General features: G+C 75.2%; 16 protein-coding genes. 8 read left to right on the top strand and 8 right to left on the bottom strand.

The features are described from left to right. Positions 1-47: 47 nt before the first annotated feature. On the bottom strand, positions 48-812 hold the full coding sequence (locus tag AC5WAM_RS10710; protein ID WP_495523555.1) for a DUF4142 domain-containing protein: 765 nt from the start codon (positions 810-812) through the stop codon (positions 48-50). Positions 813-1,067: 255 nt separating this feature from the next. Here AC5WAM_RS10710 and AC5WAM_RS10705 point away from each other — a divergent pair, with 255 nt between their 5' ends. Continuing rightward, positions 1,068-1,538, top strand: coding sequence for a hypothetical protein (locus tag AC5WAM_RS10705; protein ID WP_495522452.1), 471 nt, complete (start codon positions 1,068-1,070; stop codon positions 1,536-1,538). 54 nt (positions 1,539-1,592) lie between these two features. Here AC5WAM_RS10705 and AC5WAM_RS10700 read toward each other — a convergent pair whose 3' ends face one another. Next, entirely contained in the window at positions 1,593-2,312 is a 720-nt protein-coding gene (locus tag AC5WAM_RS10700) for a peptidyl-tRNA hydrolase (RefSeq protein ID WP_366795853.1), read from the bottom strand. A 60-nt stretch (positions 2,313-2,372) separates the two neighbouring features. On the opposite strand from AC5WAM_RS10700, the gene AC5WAM_RS10695 reads away from it, so the two are divergent. Continuing rightward, positions 2,373-3,263 carry an ABC transporter ATP-binding protein gene (locus AC5WAM_RS10695; protein ID WP_495522451.1) on the top strand — a complete coding sequence of 297 codons (891 nt, stop codon included), beginning with the start codon at positions 2,373-2,375 and terminating at the stop codon, positions 3,261-3,263. Further along, entirely contained in the window at positions 3,260-3,931 is a 672-nt protein-coding gene (locus tag AC5WAM_RS10690) for an ABC transporter (RefSeq protein WP_495522450.1), read from the top strand. Before AC5WAM_RS10695 ends, AC5WAM_RS10690 begins: the two co-directional genes overlap by 4 nt. Before the next feature lie 10 nt (positions 3,932-3,941). Here the strand turns inward: AC5WAM_RS10690 and AC5WAM_RS10685 are convergent, their stop codons facing one another. Further along, the gene (locus AC5WAM_RS10685; RefSeq protein WP_495522449.1) at positions 3,942-4,805 is read right to left on the bottom strand and encodes a polysaccharide deacetylase family protein; all 864 of its coding nucleotides are present in this window, start codon (positions 4,803-4,805) and stop codon (positions 3,942-3,944) included. Between the two features lie 147 nt (positions 4,806-4,952). On the opposite strand from AC5WAM_RS10685, the gene AC5WAM_RS10680 reads away from it, so the two are divergent. Beyond that, positions 4,953-6,107 (top strand): methyltransferase, encoded by a 1,155-nt coding sequence (locus AC5WAM_RS10680; RefSeq protein ID WP_495522448.1) that lies wholly within the window; start codon positions 4,953-4,955, stop codon positions 6,105-6,107. Between the two features lie 13 nt (positions 6,108-6,120). Here the strand turns inward: AC5WAM_RS10680 and AC5WAM_RS10675 are convergent, their stop codons facing one another. From AC5WAM_RS10675 to zapE, 3 genes are all read right to left on the bottom strand, one after another. After that, positions 6,121-7,035, bottom strand: a complete 915-nt coding sequence (locus AC5WAM_RS10675; protein ID WP_495522447.1) for a polyphosphate kinase 2 family protein — start codon at positions 7,033-7,035, stop codon at positions 6,121-6,123. Positions 7,036-7,107: 72 nt separating this feature from the next. After that, positions 7,108-8,490, bottom strand: coding sequence for an alkaline phosphatase PhoX (locus tag AC5WAM_RS10670; protein WP_366795848.1), 1,383 nt, complete (start codon positions 8,488-8,490; stop codon positions 7,108-7,110). A 55-nt stretch (positions 8,491-8,545) separates the two neighbouring features. Next, positions 8,546-9,640, bottom strand: coding sequence for a cell division protein ZapE (zapE, locus tag AC5WAM_RS10665; protein WP_495522446.1), 1,095 nt, complete (start codon positions 9,638-9,640; stop codon positions 8,546-8,548). A gap of 47 nt (positions 9,641-9,687) precedes the next feature. On the opposite strand from zapE, the gene AC5WAM_RS10660 reads away from it, so the two are divergent. From AC5WAM_RS10660 to msrB, 4 genes are all read left to right on the top strand, one after another. Then, on the top strand, positions 9,688-10,473 hold the full coding sequence (locus AC5WAM_RS10660; protein ID WP_495522445.1) for a pyrimidine reductase family protein: 786 nt from the start codon (positions 9,688-9,690) through the stop codon (positions 10,471-10,473). 133 nt (positions 10,474-10,606) lie between these two features. Continuing rightward, entirely contained in the window at positions 10,607-11,080 is a 474-nt protein-coding gene (locus AC5WAM_RS10655) for an indole-3-glycerol phosphate synthase (protein ID WP_138962344.1), read from the top strand. An 85-nt stretch (positions 11,081-11,165) separates the two neighbouring features. Continuing rightward, positions 11,166-12,563 (top strand): UDP-N-acetylmuramate--L-alanine ligase, encoded by a 1,398-nt coding sequence (gene murC / locus AC5WAM_RS10650; protein ID WP_495522444.1) that lies wholly within the window; start codon positions 11,166-11,168, stop codon positions 12,561-12,563. Positions 12,564-12,598: 35 nt separating this feature from the next. Next, the gene (gene msrB / locus AC5WAM_RS10645) at positions 12,599-13,006 is read left to right on the top strand and encodes a peptide-methionine (R)-S-oxide reductase MsrB (RefSeq protein WP_366795865.1); all 408 of its coding nucleotides are present in this window, start codon (positions 12,599-12,601) and stop codon (positions 13,004-13,006) included. A 27-nt stretch (positions 13,007-13,033) separates the two neighbouring features. Here msrB and AC5WAM_RS10640 read toward each other — a convergent pair whose 3' ends face one another. Beyond that, on the bottom strand, positions 13,034-14,341 hold the full coding sequence (locus tag AC5WAM_RS10640) for a cytochrome P450 (protein WP_495523554.1): 1,308 nt from the start codon (positions 14,339-14,341) through the stop codon (positions 13,034-13,036). Between the two features lie 68 nt (positions 14,342-14,409). Beyond that, a complete protein-coding gene (locus AC5WAM_RS10635; protein WP_495522443.1) occupies positions 14,410-15,249 on the bottom strand; it encodes an alpha/beta fold hydrolase in 840 nt (279 codons plus the stop codon). Between the last annotated feature and the right edge of the window lie 124 nt (positions 15,250-15,373).

The raw sequence follows: 15,373 nt of genomic DNA, 5'->3' as shown, positions 1-15,373 counted from the left end.
ATGACCGCGACAGGGGTGCCCGAACCTTCTGATCAGCGGGTTCAGAGCTACATTTGAGGTTCGGGCCGGCCGGTGTTGACGGTGCCCGGAGCGCCGGGCGAGGGCCGTGAGGTGCCGGAGACGTCGCCGCTCGGACCGGCGGGGGCGGGCGCGGGGGGCGGGCCGTCGGGTGCCGGGGGACCGGTGGGGCTCGCGGTGGCGGTCGCGGCGTTGCCGTCCGCGATGGCGTCGAAGTCGACGAGACCGGTGCCCTCCAGCATGGTGATGTGGTCCAGGACGGTCTGGTTGGCGTCCGAGGCGAGCTGGCGCACCAGCGAGTTGCGGGTGCCGTCCCGCACCTGGGCGATCAGGGCGAACACCTTGCCGTGCGCGACGCGCAGCAGGTTCGCGAACTTGCGCTGGTACGTCTCGCCGCTCGCCGCGGTCAACTCCTTGAGCCAGCCCTGCTGTTGCTCGTTCGGCTGGTTGGGCAGCTCCACGTTCAGCTGTGCGGCGACGCCGCGCACCCGCTGGTCGAGGTCGGTGTGCCCGACGATCAGATGGTCACCGGCCTCCTTGACGGCCTTGGTGGGCGCGCGCTCCACGGCCTGCTGTCCGGCCGGTATCTCCCACAGCCCGGCGAGCCGCACCCGCACGAGGAAGTCCCGGTCGGTGGCCGACAGCGGGCCCCAACGCGTCGACACGCTCCCGGCGTTGAGGTTCGCCTCGCCCGTGCCGGAGCGGTCGGCGTAGGACCACACGGGGAACGCGAGCGCCCCCACGGTGACGACGAGGGCCGCGATGATCAGGGCCGTGCCGTTGATGTGCCTGATGGGCATGGTGCGCCGCAAGGTGCCTCCCGGGCCGCAACGGAACTGCTGACCAAGCCACTTGGTGGTACGGGAAGGTACGGGAGGGGTGGGCGGGGTGTTCACCACCGGGCCCGGCTGTGACCGGAGTCACGCGCCGCGCAGGGGTGTCGCCGGTGCGGGCCCCGGAGCCTGTGGGAACTCGACAAGCGCCGTCGGGGTCTTTTCGTAACCGGTCGCGCTCGTCCGGGTACGGGCCGTTCGGCTGGAATCTGACGCATGGCCGAAACGCCCGGCGAACCGCGCGCCGTCCTCCGTGCCAGGGGCCCGGCGGGGCCCGACTGCCCGTTGCGCGTCGAGGCCGTGCGGCTGCGCGACGAGGCAACCCTGCGGGTGCGGCGCGCGGACCGCAGAGCGCTGTGGTGGGCCGTGGTCGACGTGGTCCTCGGCTTCCCCGCGGCCCTGCTCGCCGGGGTCTCCGGCGCGGCGGGCCTCGCCACCGCGGACGCGCGCGTGCCCGCGGCCTTCCTCGCGCTGCTCTCGGCGGGCCTCGCCGCCGGGGCGGGCTTCCTGCGCAGCGACACCCGGTGCGTCGCCAACAAGCGGGCCCGCAAGGCCTGGGCGGCCGTGCAGGACGAGGCGGCCATCGCCCTCGCGCACGACCGCCTGGACGACGACATGATGCGCGTCCTCGTCGAGAAGCGGCAGGCGGCCCTGTCGGCGTACGAGGGCGAGGACGGCACGGGGTAGCCCGGCGGGGTCCGCGTGCCGGTCAGGCGCTGCGCCAGAGCGGGGTGGTGCCGGTCAGGCGCCGCGCAGCGCGGGGTGGTCGGCGACCACCGTGCAGGAGCCGGGGGCGATCTCCGTGTAGCCCGCGTCCCGCACCACCGGAAGGCCGCTCGTGGTCAACTCCCGCCAGCGGGACGGCGGCGCGGTCCGCACCGCCAGGGGGAAACCGGCGTCCCGCCACGCCGCCCGGTCCGCCGCCGTCAGGTCCCACCAGGCGAGCTGCGCGCCGTGGCCCGCCTGCGCCATGGCCTTGCCCGCCGACATCGTCACCTCGGGGCTGAGCCAGAGCACCGGCGTGCCCGGCTCCGGGTCCAGGGGCGGCTCCGGGTCGTCCAGGTCCGTGCCCGACACCTGGAGGCGGGCCAGGTCCTTGGGCCAGCCGTCCAGCGGGACCGGCGGATAGACGCGGACCTCCGCCGCCTTGCCCGCGACCGTGATGCCGTCCAGGGCCTCCGCGCGGCGCCACTCCGCGCCCCGCGCCCTGCGCACCACCTTGCGGATCCGGGCGTCCTGCCAGTCCCGCATCGCCTCGGCCCACGCGCCATCGCCGAGGGAGCGCTCGTCGCTGAGGATCGTCAGGACCGCGCGCGCCGCCGTCTCCAGGGCGTCCGTACGCGCCGGGGGAGCCGCCCGCTCGATGCGCGCCACCAGGGGCAGCACGAACTGCGGCGCCAGGTCGCGCTCGCCGGGCTCGGCACGGAAGGGACTGTCGGCCTGGGGTTCGTAAGCACTCACCGAACCAGTCTGCCAGGGACGCCCGACAGCGCCCGGGGCCGGTGCGCGAGGATGGGGCGCATGGGACGCACGGGGGGCAGCGGCAGCCGGTCCACGGACTTCGCGGTACGACTGGACGGCGCGGGCCGCCGCTACGGCCTGCGCGGCCCCTGGGTGCTGCGCGGCGTGAGCCTCGGCGTGCGCGCCGGGGCCCTGACCCGCGTCCAGGGCGCGAACGGCACCGGCAAGTCCACGCTCCTGCGGCTCCTCGCCCGCGTCGACGCGCCGACCGAGGGCCGCGTCCACGGCCGCCCCCGCACCGCCTACGTCCCCGAACGCTTCCCGGCCGCCCTGCCGTTCACCGCGGCGGGCTACCTCACGCACATGGGCCGCGTGCACGGCCTGAGCGGCACCGAGGCGGCCCGGCGCGCCCGCGCGTGGCTGGAGCGCTTCGACGCCGCGGGCCACGCGGACACCCCCCTGCCCGAACTGTCCAAGGGCAGCAGCCAGAAGGTCGCCGTCGCCCAGGCCCTGCTCGCGGAGCCCGGCCTGCTCGTCCTCGACGAGGCGTGGACGGGTCTGGACGCCGCCGCCCGCGACGTCCTCGACCGCGCCGTCGCCGAGCACACGGCCGCCGGCGGCGCCGCCGTCTTCGTCGACCACGACCCACGACGGCTCGCGGGGCTGCCCGACGAGACGTACGAGACGACCGGCACGGGCGTGCGCCGCCGCGCGGCGCAGCCCGCGCCGGACCCGGCGGCCGCGGGCCCCGCCGTGGTCATCGAGGTCCGCGGCCCGCGCGGCGCACCGCTGCCGCCCGGCCTCCCGGGGACGGCCGCGGCGGGCCCGGAGCCGGACGTCCGGCGCCTGGTCGTCGCCCGGCCGCAGTCGGACCTGGTCCTGCGCACCTTGCTCACGGCGAGCCCGCCCTGGCACGTCATCGGCGTACGGGCGGCGGAGGAGCGGCGATGACGGCGGCCCTGCTGCGGTACCAGACGGCCCTGCTCCTTCGCTCCCAGCGCTGGCTCGCGCCGGTCGTCCTCTACGCGGTGTTCCTCGCCGTCGGCGTCCGGGGCGGGCAGCCCGTGCTCGACTCGCTCGCGTACGCGGCGGCGGCCCTGCTGCCCGTGACGGCCTGGCTGGTGCGGATCTGCGTCACCAACGAACCGCCCGCCGCGCGCGGTTGCACGGCCGCCGCCGCGGGGCCCGGCCGTGCGCACCTCGCCGCGCTGCTCACCGCCTTCCTGGCGGCGAGCGTCCTCGGGGCGGCCGCCGCCGCGGCCGTCGCCGTCATCAGCGACGCGGCGAGCACCGACCACCACACGGCCGTGGCGCGCGGGCCCGCCGCCGCGGCGGGGCTGCTTGCGATGCTGGTCAGCGCGCTGCTCGGCACGGCCGTCGGCGCCCTCACCAGCAGGCCGCTGCTGCGCTCGCCGGGGCGGGCGGTGCCCGCGCTCCTGCTGGGCGCGCTCCTGGCCCTGGTGACCACGGGATCGCCCGCCAAGGCGGTCCTCACCGACCTCACGCGCGGTTCGCGCGACGGCACGGTGCCGCTGCCGGCGGGGGCGCTCGCCGCGGCCCTCGCGACAGCCGCGGCGGCGGTGGCCCTCGCCTGCGGGGCCTGTGCGCGCCGGGAGTGAGCCGGGCCGCTCAGCCGCCCTGGTTGCGGGCGCGGGCGGCCCCGATCTGCTCCGACACGCGGACCAGGCGGAAGCCGCGCGCGCGGAGCTCGGGGACGATGCGGTGCAGCGCGCGCTCCGTGGCCGGGGCCGCGCTGCGCGTGCAGTGCAGGACCACGACCGAACCGGGGCGCACCTCCCGCAGGACCTGGCGCGCCACCGCGTCCGGGTCCGTCGCGAAGGCGTCGCCGCTCACCACGTCCCACTGCACCGCCGTGACCCCGGCCGGGGCCAGGGCGCGCAGCGCCGCGCGGTCGTAGCAGCCGCCGGGGAAGCGGAAGTACGGCACGGTCCGGGTGACGCCCGCCCGCCGGAAGGCGGCGAACGCGCGCTCCACGTCGGCGCGCGCGCGGCCGCGGGGCAGCGTGGGCAGGCCGTAGCAGTCAGCCGTGAAGGCGTAGTGGCTGTAGGAGTGGTTGGCCACCTCGAAGAGCGGGTCCCGGCCGATGGACCGGGCCTGCGCCGGGTACTCCTCGGCCCAGCGGCCCGTCATGAAGAACGTCGCGGGGACCTTCAGGCGGCGCAGCGTCGCGACGAGCGCGGGGTTGTCGAACCGCTCGCCCCCGGTGGCGCGGGGCCCCTGGTCGGCGGTCATGTCGGCGTCGAAGGTGAGGGCCACGGCGGGCCGCGCCCGCTCGCCGGGCGCCCTGCTGAACACCGGCGTCAGGCCCTGCGGGCCCGGGGCGAGGGTGGGCGGGGCCGCGCGGTGGGCGGGGGCGGCGGGCCGCTCGGGCCGGGGCGCGGAGGCGGGGGTGCCGGGGGCGGTGCCGCAGGCCGTGAGGGCGGCCGCGGCGAGGGTGAGGAGGGCGGTCCACTTCCGGGTACGAGTGATCACACGAGGACGGTATCGGCATACAAGCGGCAAATCGGGTAAGTGCGAGGTGGCGTCGCGGGGCCCGTTTGGCCTGGTGGACACGGTGTGGCATCGTCCTGAGGGCGTCCATCGGCGCCCAGGGGACCCCGAGGAGTTGACGAGGCACCGATGTCCGAGACGCCCGACATCAGCTGGACCGAGCCCGCCGGGCCCGAGCCCGGGACCGCCCGCGGCGCCCGCTGGCACTCCGAGAGCGGCGCGGCCGCCCCCAAGAGGGTGACCGTCGCGGACGACCGGATGAAGGCCGACAAGGCCTACCGCCTGGTCTGCGAGGGCACCGCGCTGCTGTGGCGCGGCGACTACCAGGGCGCCCGCCAGCTCCTGAAGGCGCTGGGGCGGCGCCTGGACCGCCTCGCCCCGAAGCAGGGGTCGACCCCCGCGGAGACGTTCCACCGGCACCGCCAGTCCCGGGGCCACCGCGCCCGCGTGCTCGGCATGCTCCTCGTCGTCCTGGAGGAGGACCACGCGCTCGACCTGCGCCGCGCCCCCGACGTGCGCCAGGCCTGCACGGAGGCGTACGGACCGCCCCAGGGGCGCACGGTCGTCTCGCTGCGCGAGCTGCTCGGGGTGATCGGCGCCCACGAGTGGCGCAAGAAGGGCGTGGAGATCCCGGCCGTCGGCGGCCGCATCCACCCCCACTACGGAGTGTTCTCCCCGATCCGCGGCGAGTACGTCGACCTGGTGGCCGCGGCCCCGCTGCCCGCGCCCGCCCTCCTCAAGGACGGCACCGCCTTCGACCTCGGCACCGGCACCGGCGTGCTGGCCGCCGTCCTCGCCCGCCGCGGCGTCGGCCGGGTGGTCGCCACCGACAGCAGCCCCCGCGCCCTCGCCTGCGCCCGCGACAACGTGGAGCGGCTCGGCCTCGCCGACCGCGTCGAGGTCGTCGACGGCGGCGCGCTGTACCCGCAGGAGCGCGCCGCGCTCGTCGTGTGCAATCCGCCCTGGCTCCCCGCCCGCCCCACCTCCGCCGTGGAGCAGGGCGTGTACGACCCGGACAGCGCCATGCTGAAGGCGTTCCTCGCCGGGCTCGCCGCACACCTGGAGCCCGCGGGCGAGGGCTGGCTGATCATCTCCGACCTGGCCGAACACCTCGGCCTGCGCGACCGCCAGGAGCTCCTCGACGCCTTCGCCGCGGCCGGGCTCCGCGTCGTCGGCCGGCACGACGCCAGGCCCCGGCACCCGCGCGCCTCGGACCCGGGCGACCCGCTGCACACGGCCCGCGCCGCCGAGGTCACCTCGCTGTGGCGGCTCGCCCCCGCCTAGGGCCCGCGCCCGGTCAGCCCCGGGCCAGCAGCTGTCCGCGGCACTCCGCCACGTCGAAGTCCGCCTTCGGGTACCGCGGGTCGAGCGCCTCCAGGTGCTCCAGGAGGAGCGTGCTGATCGCCCAGTTGCGGTACCACTTGCGGTCGGCGGGGATCAGGTACCAGGGGGCCGACGGCGTCGAGCAGCGCTCCAGGGCCAGCTCGTACGCCTCCTGGTACGCGGGCCACAGGGCGCGCTCGGCGATGTCACCGGGGTTGAACTTCCAGTGCTTCTCGGGGTTGTCGAGCCGCTCCAGGAGGCGGCCGCGCTGCTCCTCGTAGGAGAGGTGCAGGAAGCACTTGACGACCGTCACGCCGTCGTCGGCGAGGGACTGCTCGAAGCGGTTGATCTGCCCGTAGCGGCGGCCGAGGCGGCTGCGCGGCACCAGCTCGCGGACGCGGGCGATGAGGACGTCCTCGTAGTGCGAGCGGTCGAAGATGCCGATCTCGCCGGGGAGCGGAAGGGCCTTGGCGATCCGCCACAGGAACGGGTGGTTCAGCTCCTCGGGCGTCGGCGCCTTGAAGGCCTTGATGCGGCAGCCGGACGGGTTGAACAGGCCGATGACGTGCTTGACGGTGCCGCCCTTGCCGCTGGTGTCCATCCCCTGGAGGACCAGCAGGAGGCGGCGCCGGTCGCCTTGCGTGCTGGCCGCGTACAGGCGCTCCTGGAGGTCCGCGAGCCGTTCACCCAGACGGGCGGTCGCCAGGAGCCCGTCGGCCTTGCCCGAGGGCCCTCCAGGCGTGGCCCGCGCGTCGTACGAGGAGAGGTCGACCCGGTCGCCCTCGGGGATCCGCAGCAGGTCCGAGAGCCGGGGCGCGGCCCCCGGCCGACCGGGCCCGTCGGCCTTCGCCGGTTTCTTCGGCTTCGTCGGCTTCCTGGACTTCGCCACCACGCACCCCTTCCGCTTCCTCCCCCGATCCTGCGCCGGGGGAGGAGGCGGCGCTAGTCGTGCGGATCGGAGCTACTCGTGCCAGGGGCCCGTCACCGCGAACGTCGTCCCGGGCTTGTAGCAGTTCACGTACATCGTGCGGTGGTCGGGGGAGAAGGTGACGCCCGCGAACTCGCCGAACTCGGGGGCCTGGGGCGTGCCGATGTTCTTGGCGTTGCGGGCCATCGCGTACACCCGGCCGCCGCGCGTCACGCCGTACACGTGCTGGATCCCGCTGCCGTCCTCGCAGACCATGAGGCCGCCGCTGGGGGTCAGGCAGATGTTGTCGGGGGACTCGCCGGGGAGCTGGACGTCCGTGTCCGGGCCGAAGACGATCACGAGGGTGAGGCAACGGCGTGCCGGGTCGTAGCGCCAGACCTGGCCGTAGTGGTCACCCGCCGAGCCCTCCGTTCTGCGCGCGTAGCTGGAGACGAAGTAGACGCAGCGGCCGCCCCAGTAGCAGCCCTCCAGCTTCTGGGCGTGCGTGATGCCCTTCGGGCCGAAGTCCTGGTCGCGGATGGGCGTGGAGACCGCGAGCGGGTCCGGTACGTCGACCCACTCGACCCCGCGGAAGGACGCGCCGGTCTCCTGGACCGCCGACAGGTCGGGCAGGCCCGGCACGCGCATCGCCTGGAGGCGGCCGCCCGCGCGCAGCGAGCCCCTGCCGCCCTCGGGCCGGTCCGGCAGGAAGCGGTAGAACAGGCCGAACGGCTTCTGGAAGGCGTCCTCCGTCTCGTACACCACACCGCGCCACGGATCGACCGCGATCGCCTCGTGCTGGAAGCGGCCCATGGCCGTCAGCGGGACGGCCCCGGTGCGGCGCGGGTCGACGGGGTCGACCTCGAAGATGAAGCCGTGGTCCTTGGTGTAGCCGTTGGTCCCGGCCTTGTCCTCGGTCTCCTCGCAGGTCAGCCAGGTGCCCCAGGGGGTCGGGCCGCCCGCGCAGTTGACGGCGGTGCCCGCGATGGCGACGCGCTCGCCGAGCACGTCGCCCTCGCGGTCGAGGGCGAGCGCCGTACAGCCGCCCTTGGCGGCCGGGTCGTAGGTCAGGCCCTTGACGACCGGGACGCCGATCTTCGCGCCGACGCGGTTCTCGTGGTTGCGCACCAGGTGGACGCCGCCGCGCCGGCCGCGGAAGGCGGCCATGCCGTCGTGGTTGCTCGGCACCCTGCCCTCGCCGGAGCGCAGCGGGTCGCCCTCGCGGGACAGGACCCGGTAGCGGAAGCCCTCGGGCAGGTCGAGGAGTCCGGCCGGGTCGGGCACGAGCGGGCCGTAGCCCGCCCGGCCCTGGGCGGCCGCGGTGGCCGTGCCCGCGAACAGCTCGGAGAGGGCGCCGCTGAAGGCGATGGACGCCCCCAAGGCACCGGTGCGAGCGAGCACTTGACGTCTGGTCGCGCTGGGTCGTGCTGCGGACATGGGGCAACCTCCTGCTGGCGGACAGGACATGACCCGATTGTGTGTACCACGCGTCTCAGGCGTTCACGAGCCCCTTGGCGTCGCGCGCCAGCGCCGTCAGCCGCGAAATCGCCCGGAAGTACTTCTTTCGGTAGCCGCCGTTGAGCATGTCCTCGCCGAACAGCCGGTCGAAGGGGACGCCGGAGGCGAGCACCGGCACCTCGCGGTCGTAGAGCCGGTCGGCGAGCACCACCAGGCGCAGCGCCGTCGACTGGTCGGGCACCGGCGTGACGTCGGTGAGGCAGACCGCCGTGAGGCCGTCGGTGAGGGCGCCGTAGCGGCTCGGGTGGACGCGCGCCAGATGGTCGAGCAGGTGCGGGAAGTCGTCCAGGCTCGCGCCCCCGGTCGCGTACGCGGCCTTGGTGACCTCCTCGTCCGAGTACGGTGCCGGGGCCTCGGGCAGGCCGCGGTGGCGGTAGTCCTCGCCGTCGATGCGCAGCGCCTTGAAGTGCGCCGACAGGCCCTGGATCTCGCGCAGGAAGTCGGCGGCGGCGAACCGGCCCTCGCCGAGCTTGCCCGGCAGCGTGTTGGAGGTCGCGGCGAGCGCGACGCCCGCCTCGACGAGCTTGCCGAGCAGCGTGGACACCAGGACCGTGTCTCCCGGGTCGTCCAGCTCGAACTCGTCGATGCACAGCAGCCGGTGACCGCTGAGGGTCTTGACCGTCTGCTGGAAGCCGAGCGCCCCGACCAGGTTCGTCAGCTCCACGAACGTGCCGAACGCCTTCAGCGACGGCTCCGCCGGGGTGGCGTGCCACAGGGAGGCGAGCAGATGGGTCTTGCCGACGCCGTAGCCACCGTCCAGATAGACCCCGCGCGGACCGGAGGGCGCGGCCTGCTTGGCCCGCTGGAACCACCGGCGCTTGCCCGAGCCGCTCGCGTGCGCTCCGCCGAGCCCGGCCGCGAAGGCGCTCAGGACCCCGACGGCCTCGGTCTGGCTCGGCTGGTTCGGGTCCGGGATGTACGTGGCGAAGCGGACCGCGTCGAAGCGCGGCGGCGGCACCATCTCGGCGACGAGGCGGTCCGCGGGCACGTGCGGCTCGCGGGCGCACAGGGAGAGGGGGCCCGCTTCGGGTATGGGGCTCCGCCCGGAGGCGGCGGTGGAGGCTGACACGTCTATCCACTCTAGGCCCGGGCCCGGGCCGTGGAAGACTGCCGGGCATGCGACGCCTGTTCCCTGTGACCGATCAGACATCCGAAACCGCCGGAACTCCGGGCTCTGTGGTCGATCGCGAGTGGACCCTCGACGAGCTGGCCGATGCCTACGCCTATCCGGACCGGGAGGGCCCCTGGCTGCGCGCCAACATGGTCTCCACCCTCGACGGCGCGGCCCAGCACGACGGCCGCTCCCAGCCCATCTCCGGCGCCACCGACATGCGGATCTTCGGCGCCCTGCGGGGCCTCGCGGACGCCGTGGTGGTCGGTGCGGAAACGGTACGCCAGGAGGGTTACCGGCCGGCTCGCGCGCGGGAGGCCTTCGCCGCGCGCCGCGCCGCCGCCGGGCAGACGCCCGCGCCCGCCGTCGTCGTGCTCAGCGCGAGCCTGGAGCTCGACTTCACCCTGCCGCTGTTCACCGCGCCGCTGACGCCGACGCTCCTGGTGACCGGCGCCGGGGCGCCCGCGGACCGGGTGGAGGCCGCGCGCAAGGCCGGGGCGGAGGTCGTGCTCGCCGGTGAGGGGGCCGGGGCGGAGCCCGCGCGCGTGGTCGCGGAGCTGGCCGAACGCGGGTTCGGGCGCCTGCTCACCGAGGGCGGGCCCCGGCTGCTCGGGCAGTTCGTGGCGGCGGGCGTGCTCGACGAGCTGTGTCTGACGGTGTCCCCGATGCTCACCGCGGGCGGGGCGCAGCGGATCGCGGGCGGGCCCGGGGCGCCGGTGCCGGAGCGGTTCGTACTGGCGTCCGTACTGGAAGAGGCCGGGTTCCTCTTCACCCGATACCGTCGGTCCTGAGAATCAGCGGAATCCACCGTTCCGTTTGCCGTCGGCGGGGCACACTAAAGTGCGCAGCCCCCGTCCAGGCACGGGGCAGGATGGTTTCCGCAGGGGCCTTGTCCACGGCCCAAGGAGGAGAAGGGCGCCTGTCGTGTTCACAAGCGTATTGATGATCGAGAAGGCCCTGACGTCCGCCGACGTGGAGTTCGTCACCACCTTGCACGGCGAGGAGCCGGTCACCTTCCACGTCCTCCTGCAGCCGCGCGGGGACCAGGCGGACCGCCTGCTCCGGGCGATCGACGACGTGGCGCTCGGCGAGCTCGACGAGGCGGTGCGCGAGGGGGACGTGCCGGAGGGCGACGCGGCCGTCGGCCCCGCCGAGCAGGCCCTCCAGGTCTCCCTCACCGCCCTGCGGGCCGCGGGCAGCGCGGCCGAGGGCAAGCTCATCGAGGACCACCCGCTGGACGCGCTGCGCGAGCTCGTGGACGCGGCCGGGGCGGACGAGGTCATCGTGCTCACCGACCCCCACTACGTGGAGGAGTTCTTCCACCGCGACTGGGCGTCCCGGGCGCGCCACAAGGTCGGGGTGCCGGTGCTCAAGCTCTTCTCCCACAGCGAGAAGTAGCGGGCGCGGGAGCGACCGGTGGGGTCCGGGCGGGGCGGATAGGGTGGAGACGCTCATGTCACCGTCACACCTCTCGGGAGAGAAGATGGCACCCGGCCTCCCCTCCGCCCTGCCCCGACCGCACTTCATCGGCATCGGCGGCGCCGGAATGTCGGGCATCGCCAAGATCCTCGCCCAGCGCGGCGCCCGGGTCGCGGGCAGCGACGCCCGGGACTCCGCCACCGCCGCCGCCCTGCGCGAGCTCGGCGTGACGGTGCACATCGGGCACGCCGCGGAGCACCTGGCGGACGACGCGAGCTGCGTCGTCGTCTCCTCGGCGATCCGCGCCGACAACCCGGAGCTGGCCCGCGCCGCGGAGCTCGGCATCCCGGTCGTGCACCGCTCGGACGCCCTCGCCGCGCTGATGGACGGCCTGCGTCCGCTCGCCGTCGCGGGCACGCACGGCAAGACCACGACCACGTCCATGCTCGCCGTGAGCCTGTCCGCGCTCGGCCTGCACCCCTCGTACGCCATCGGCGGCGACCTCGACGCTCCGGGCTCCAACGCCGACCACGGCACCGGCGAGATCTTCGTCGCCGAGGCCGACGAAAGCGACCGCAGCTTCCACAAGTACGCGCCCGAGGTCGCCATCGTCCTCAACGTGGAGCTGGACCACCACGCCAACTACGCCTCCATGGACGAGATCTACGAGTCCTTCGAGACCTTCGCGGACAAGATCGTCCCCGGTGGCACGCTGGTCGTCGCCGCCGACCACGAGGGTGCGCGCGAGCTGACCCGGCGGCTCGCCAAGCGCGGCACCGACCTGCGGATCGTCACCTACGGCGAGTCCGCCGACGCCGACGTGCGGATCACGGACGTGACCCCCCAGGGCCTCAAGAGCGAGGTCACCGTCCTCCTCGACGGCACCGAGCTGCGCTTCGCCGTGTCCGTGCCCGGCCGCCACTACGCGCACAACGCGGTCGCCGCGCTCGCCGCGGGCGTCGCCCTCGGCGTCCCCGCCGCCGAGCTGGCCCCCGCCCTCGCCGCCTACACCGGCGTCAAGCGCCGCCTCCAGCTCAAGGGCGAGGCGCACGGCGTCCAGGTCGTCGACAGCTACGCGCACCACCCGACGGAGATGACCGCCGACCTGGAGGCGATGCGCGGCGCCGCGGCGGACGCCCGCCTCCTCGTCCTCTTCCAGCCGCACCTGTTCTCCCGCACCCAGGAGCTGGGCCGCGAGATGGGCGCGGCCCTGGCGCTCGCCGACGCCTCCGTCGTGCTCGACATCTACCCCGCGCGCGAGGACCCGATCCCCGGCGTGACCAGCGCCCTCATCATCGACGCCGCCACCGCCGCGGGCGCCGACGTACGGGCCGCCCGGGACAAGGAGAGCGCCCCGGAGCTGATCGCGGGAATGGCGCGCCCCGGCGACCTCGTTCTCACCATGGGAGCGGGCGACGTCACCGACCTCGGCCCGCGGATCCTGGACCACCTGGCCCGATAGGACCACCGCGTACTTCACTTAAGGGGATGCGTTCCATGTCGTACGACGTCGAGAAGCCCGACGAGCAGTGGCGTGCGGAGCTGACTCCCGCGGAGTACGCCGTCCTGCGCCAGGCGGGCACCGAGCCCGCCTTCCGGGGCGAGTACACGGACACGAAGACCAAGGGCGTCTACTCCTGCCGGGCCTGCGGCGCGGAGCTGTTCACGTCCGGTGAGAAGTTCGAGTCCCACTGCGGCTGGCCGAGCTTCTTCGACCCCAAGGACAGCGACGCCGTGGAGCTCGTGTCGGACACCTCGCACGGGATGGTCCGCACGGAGGTCCGCTGCGCCCGCTGCGGCTCCCACCTCGGCCACGTCTTCGAGGGCGAGGGCTACCCGACCCCGACGGACCAGCGCTACTGCATCAACTCCATCTCGCTGCGGCTGACGCCCGACGAGGACTGACCGGCCGGGACGGCCCACGGCGTCCCGTCAGGCGGTGAGGGTCAGCCGCAGCGACTTGAGGCCGTTGATGAAGTGCGAGACCAGGCGGGCGGGCGGCGCGGCGAGCCCCACGGCCGTCGTGGCCGCGAGCAACTCCTCGTACAGAACGGTCAGTTGCAGGCGGGCGAAGTGCGCCCCCAGACAGACGTGCGGGCCGTCGCCGAACGCCACGTGCGGGTTCGGCGACCGCGTCAGGTCGAGCCGGTCGGGGTCGGCGAAGGCGCGCTCGTCGCGGTGGGCGGCGGCGTGGAAGACGACCACCTTGTCGCCGCGCCGGATCCGCCGCCCGGCCAGCTCGGTGTCGCGCGCGGCGGTGCGCCTGAAGCTCAGCACCGGCGGGTGCCAGCGCAGCAGCTCCTCCACCGCCCCGGCCAGCGGGGCCTCGCCCGAGCGCAGGCGGCGCTGCTCGCCCGGGTGCTCGGCGAGCGCGAGCAGACCCCCGGGCGCGGCCGCGCGCACGGTGTCGTTGCCCGCGACCGTCAGCAGGAAGAAGCACATCTCCAGCTCGGGCGCGGTCACCTCGGGCGTGGTGGCCAGCGTGGTGAGCACGTCGTCGCCCGGGTGGCGCCGCTTGTGCGCCGCGAGCTCGCCCGCGTACGCGAACATGTCGCGCAGCATCGCGGGGGAGCGCGGGTTCACCGGCCGCCCGTCGGCGCCGACGACCGGCTCGCCCCCCTCGTCCGGGTCCTGGTAGCCGATCACGCGCCGCGTCCAGTCCAGGAGCAGGCCCCGGTCGGAGGGCGGCACGCCGAGCAGGTCCGCGAGGTTGAGGACCGCGTAGTCGTCGGTGACCGCCGCGACCACGTCACAGCCGCCGTCCCCGGCGCGGGCCTCGGCGACGGCCCCGGCGAGCAGCGTGCGCGCCCGCCGCCTGGCCAGGGCCTCGAAGCGCGCCACGCGGCGCGGTGTGAAGGCCCGGCTGACCAGACGGCGCAGCCTGCCGTGGTCGGTGGACTCCCCCCTGCCGGAGCGGGGCCGGGAGCTCGGGGAAGGATCCTGATTGAGCATCATGCGGCGGATGAACGGCAGGTCGTCCGGGTCCGGGTCGCGGATCTGGGTGGCGCCCAGACACGAGGAGTACACCGCCGCGTCCTTGAGCACCGCCGTCACGTCCGCGTGCCGCGTCACCGCCCAGAACCCCGGCCCCGCGGGCCAGCCGAGCACCGACGGCTCGTCCTGCCAGGCCACCGGGTGGTGGTCGCGCAGCACGCGGTAGCGGTCGTACGGCACGGCTCGCGCGTACAGCCGCGGGTCGAAGACGTCCGGTGCGCCGCCGGGCCCGGGCCCGGCGGGCAGGGGGCCCTGCGGGGGTGCGCCCGCCGCCGGGCGGGGCTCGCGGGGGCGGGGGCGCCCGGGAGCGGCGGTCACTCGCTGCCGGCCCCGGCGCCGCTCGCGTCCGCCGTGGTCGCGGCCGTGCCGTCCGTCTCCGCCGTGCCGTCGTCCGCCCGGAGGAAGTCCTCCACCACGCGGATCAGGTCCAGGGGCGACTCGTCCATGGCGTTGTGCCCGGTGCCCGGCAGCTCCACGAGTTCGGCGTGGGGGAAGGCGGGCAGCCAGGTCCGGCGCATGACGTCCGCCGACAGGGCCGGGTCGAGGGCGCCGACCACGGCGAGCGCGGGCACCGGCGAACCCGTCACGCGGTCCTGGAAGTCGTTGTCCGCCCAGGAGTCGAGCCAGGCGCGGAACGCCTTCGCGTCGCTGCGGGCGAAGGACCGGTCCACCATGCGGCGCAGCCACGCGGCCGGGCGCCCGCCGCCGGTGGTGAAGTCGATGATGGCCCGGCGGCTGTCGGCCGCGTGCCCGGCCGACTCGAACAGCTCCCGCTGCTCCGGCGGCATCGCGACGCCCGACGCGGGCACCGGAGAGATCCCGACGATCCGGCGCACCCGGTCCGGCGCGTCGGCCAGGACGTGCTGCGCCACGCCGCCGCCCATCGAGTGCCCCACCACCGAGAAGCGCGCCCAGCCGAGGCGGTCCGCGAGGGCCACGACGTCGGCGGCGGCCTCGGCCGTGGTGAACGCTCCGGGCGCGTCCCGCGCCTCGCCGTAGCCGCGCAGGTCCACCACGGCGTACTCGAAGGCGCCCATGTCCAGATCGGCGAGGACCGGCGCGTACGCCGACCGGTCGGCGAGCCAGCCGTGGACGGCGACCACTTTGTGCGGGCCTTCGCCCACCAGGTCATGAGGCAGTGTGAAGGAGGTCACGACCGCCACGATGGCCGCGAACGCCAAGCCGCGCAAGAGTGCGGCGGCCCGGCGGGACCCGCATCCGGCGGCCCGGCGGGACCTGCATCCGGGGCCCGGCGGGACCGGCGTCCGCGGGCCCGGC

This window comes from Streptomyces sp. JLYT201, from assembly GCF_059448825.1.
The sequence above is the reverse complement of the archived record's forward strand: the minus strand, read 5'-3'. Positions and strand labels throughout refer to the sequence as shown.

Bases quoted from the DNA above. Each gene is read 5' to 3' on its own strand.
- msrB (WP_366795865.1), top strand. From the start codon at position 12,599: ATGTCGTACGACGTCGAGAAGCCCGACGAGCAGTGGCGTGCGGAGCTG.
- AC5WAM_RS10705 (WP_495522452.1), top strand. From the start codon at position 1,068: ATGGCCGAAACGCCCGGCGAACCGCGCGCCGTCCTCCGTGCCAGGGGC.
- AC5WAM_RS10690 (WP_495522450.1), top strand. From the start codon at position 3,260: ATGACGGCGGCCCTGCTGCGGTACCAGACGGCCCTGCTCCTTCGCTCC.
- murC (WP_495522444.1), top strand. From the start codon at position 11,166: ATGGCACCCGGCCTCCCCTCCGCCCTGCCCCGACCGCACTTCATCGGC.
- AC5WAM_RS10660 (WP_495522445.1), top strand. From the start codon at position 9,688: ATGCGACGCCTGTTCCCTGTGACCGATCAGACATCCGAAACCGCCGGA.
- AC5WAM_RS10695 (WP_495522451.1), top strand. From the start codon at position 2,373: ATGGGACGCACGGGGGGCAGCGGCAGCCGGTCCACGGACTTCGCGGTA.
- AC5WAM_RS10670 (WP_366795848.1), bottom strand. From the start codon at position 8,490: ATGTCCGCAGCACGACCCAGCGCGACCAGACGTCAAGTGCTCGCTCGC.
- AC5WAM_RS10680 (WP_495522448.1), top strand. From the start codon at position 4,953: ATGTCCGAGACGCCCGACATCAGCTGGACCGAGCCCGCCGGGCCCGAG.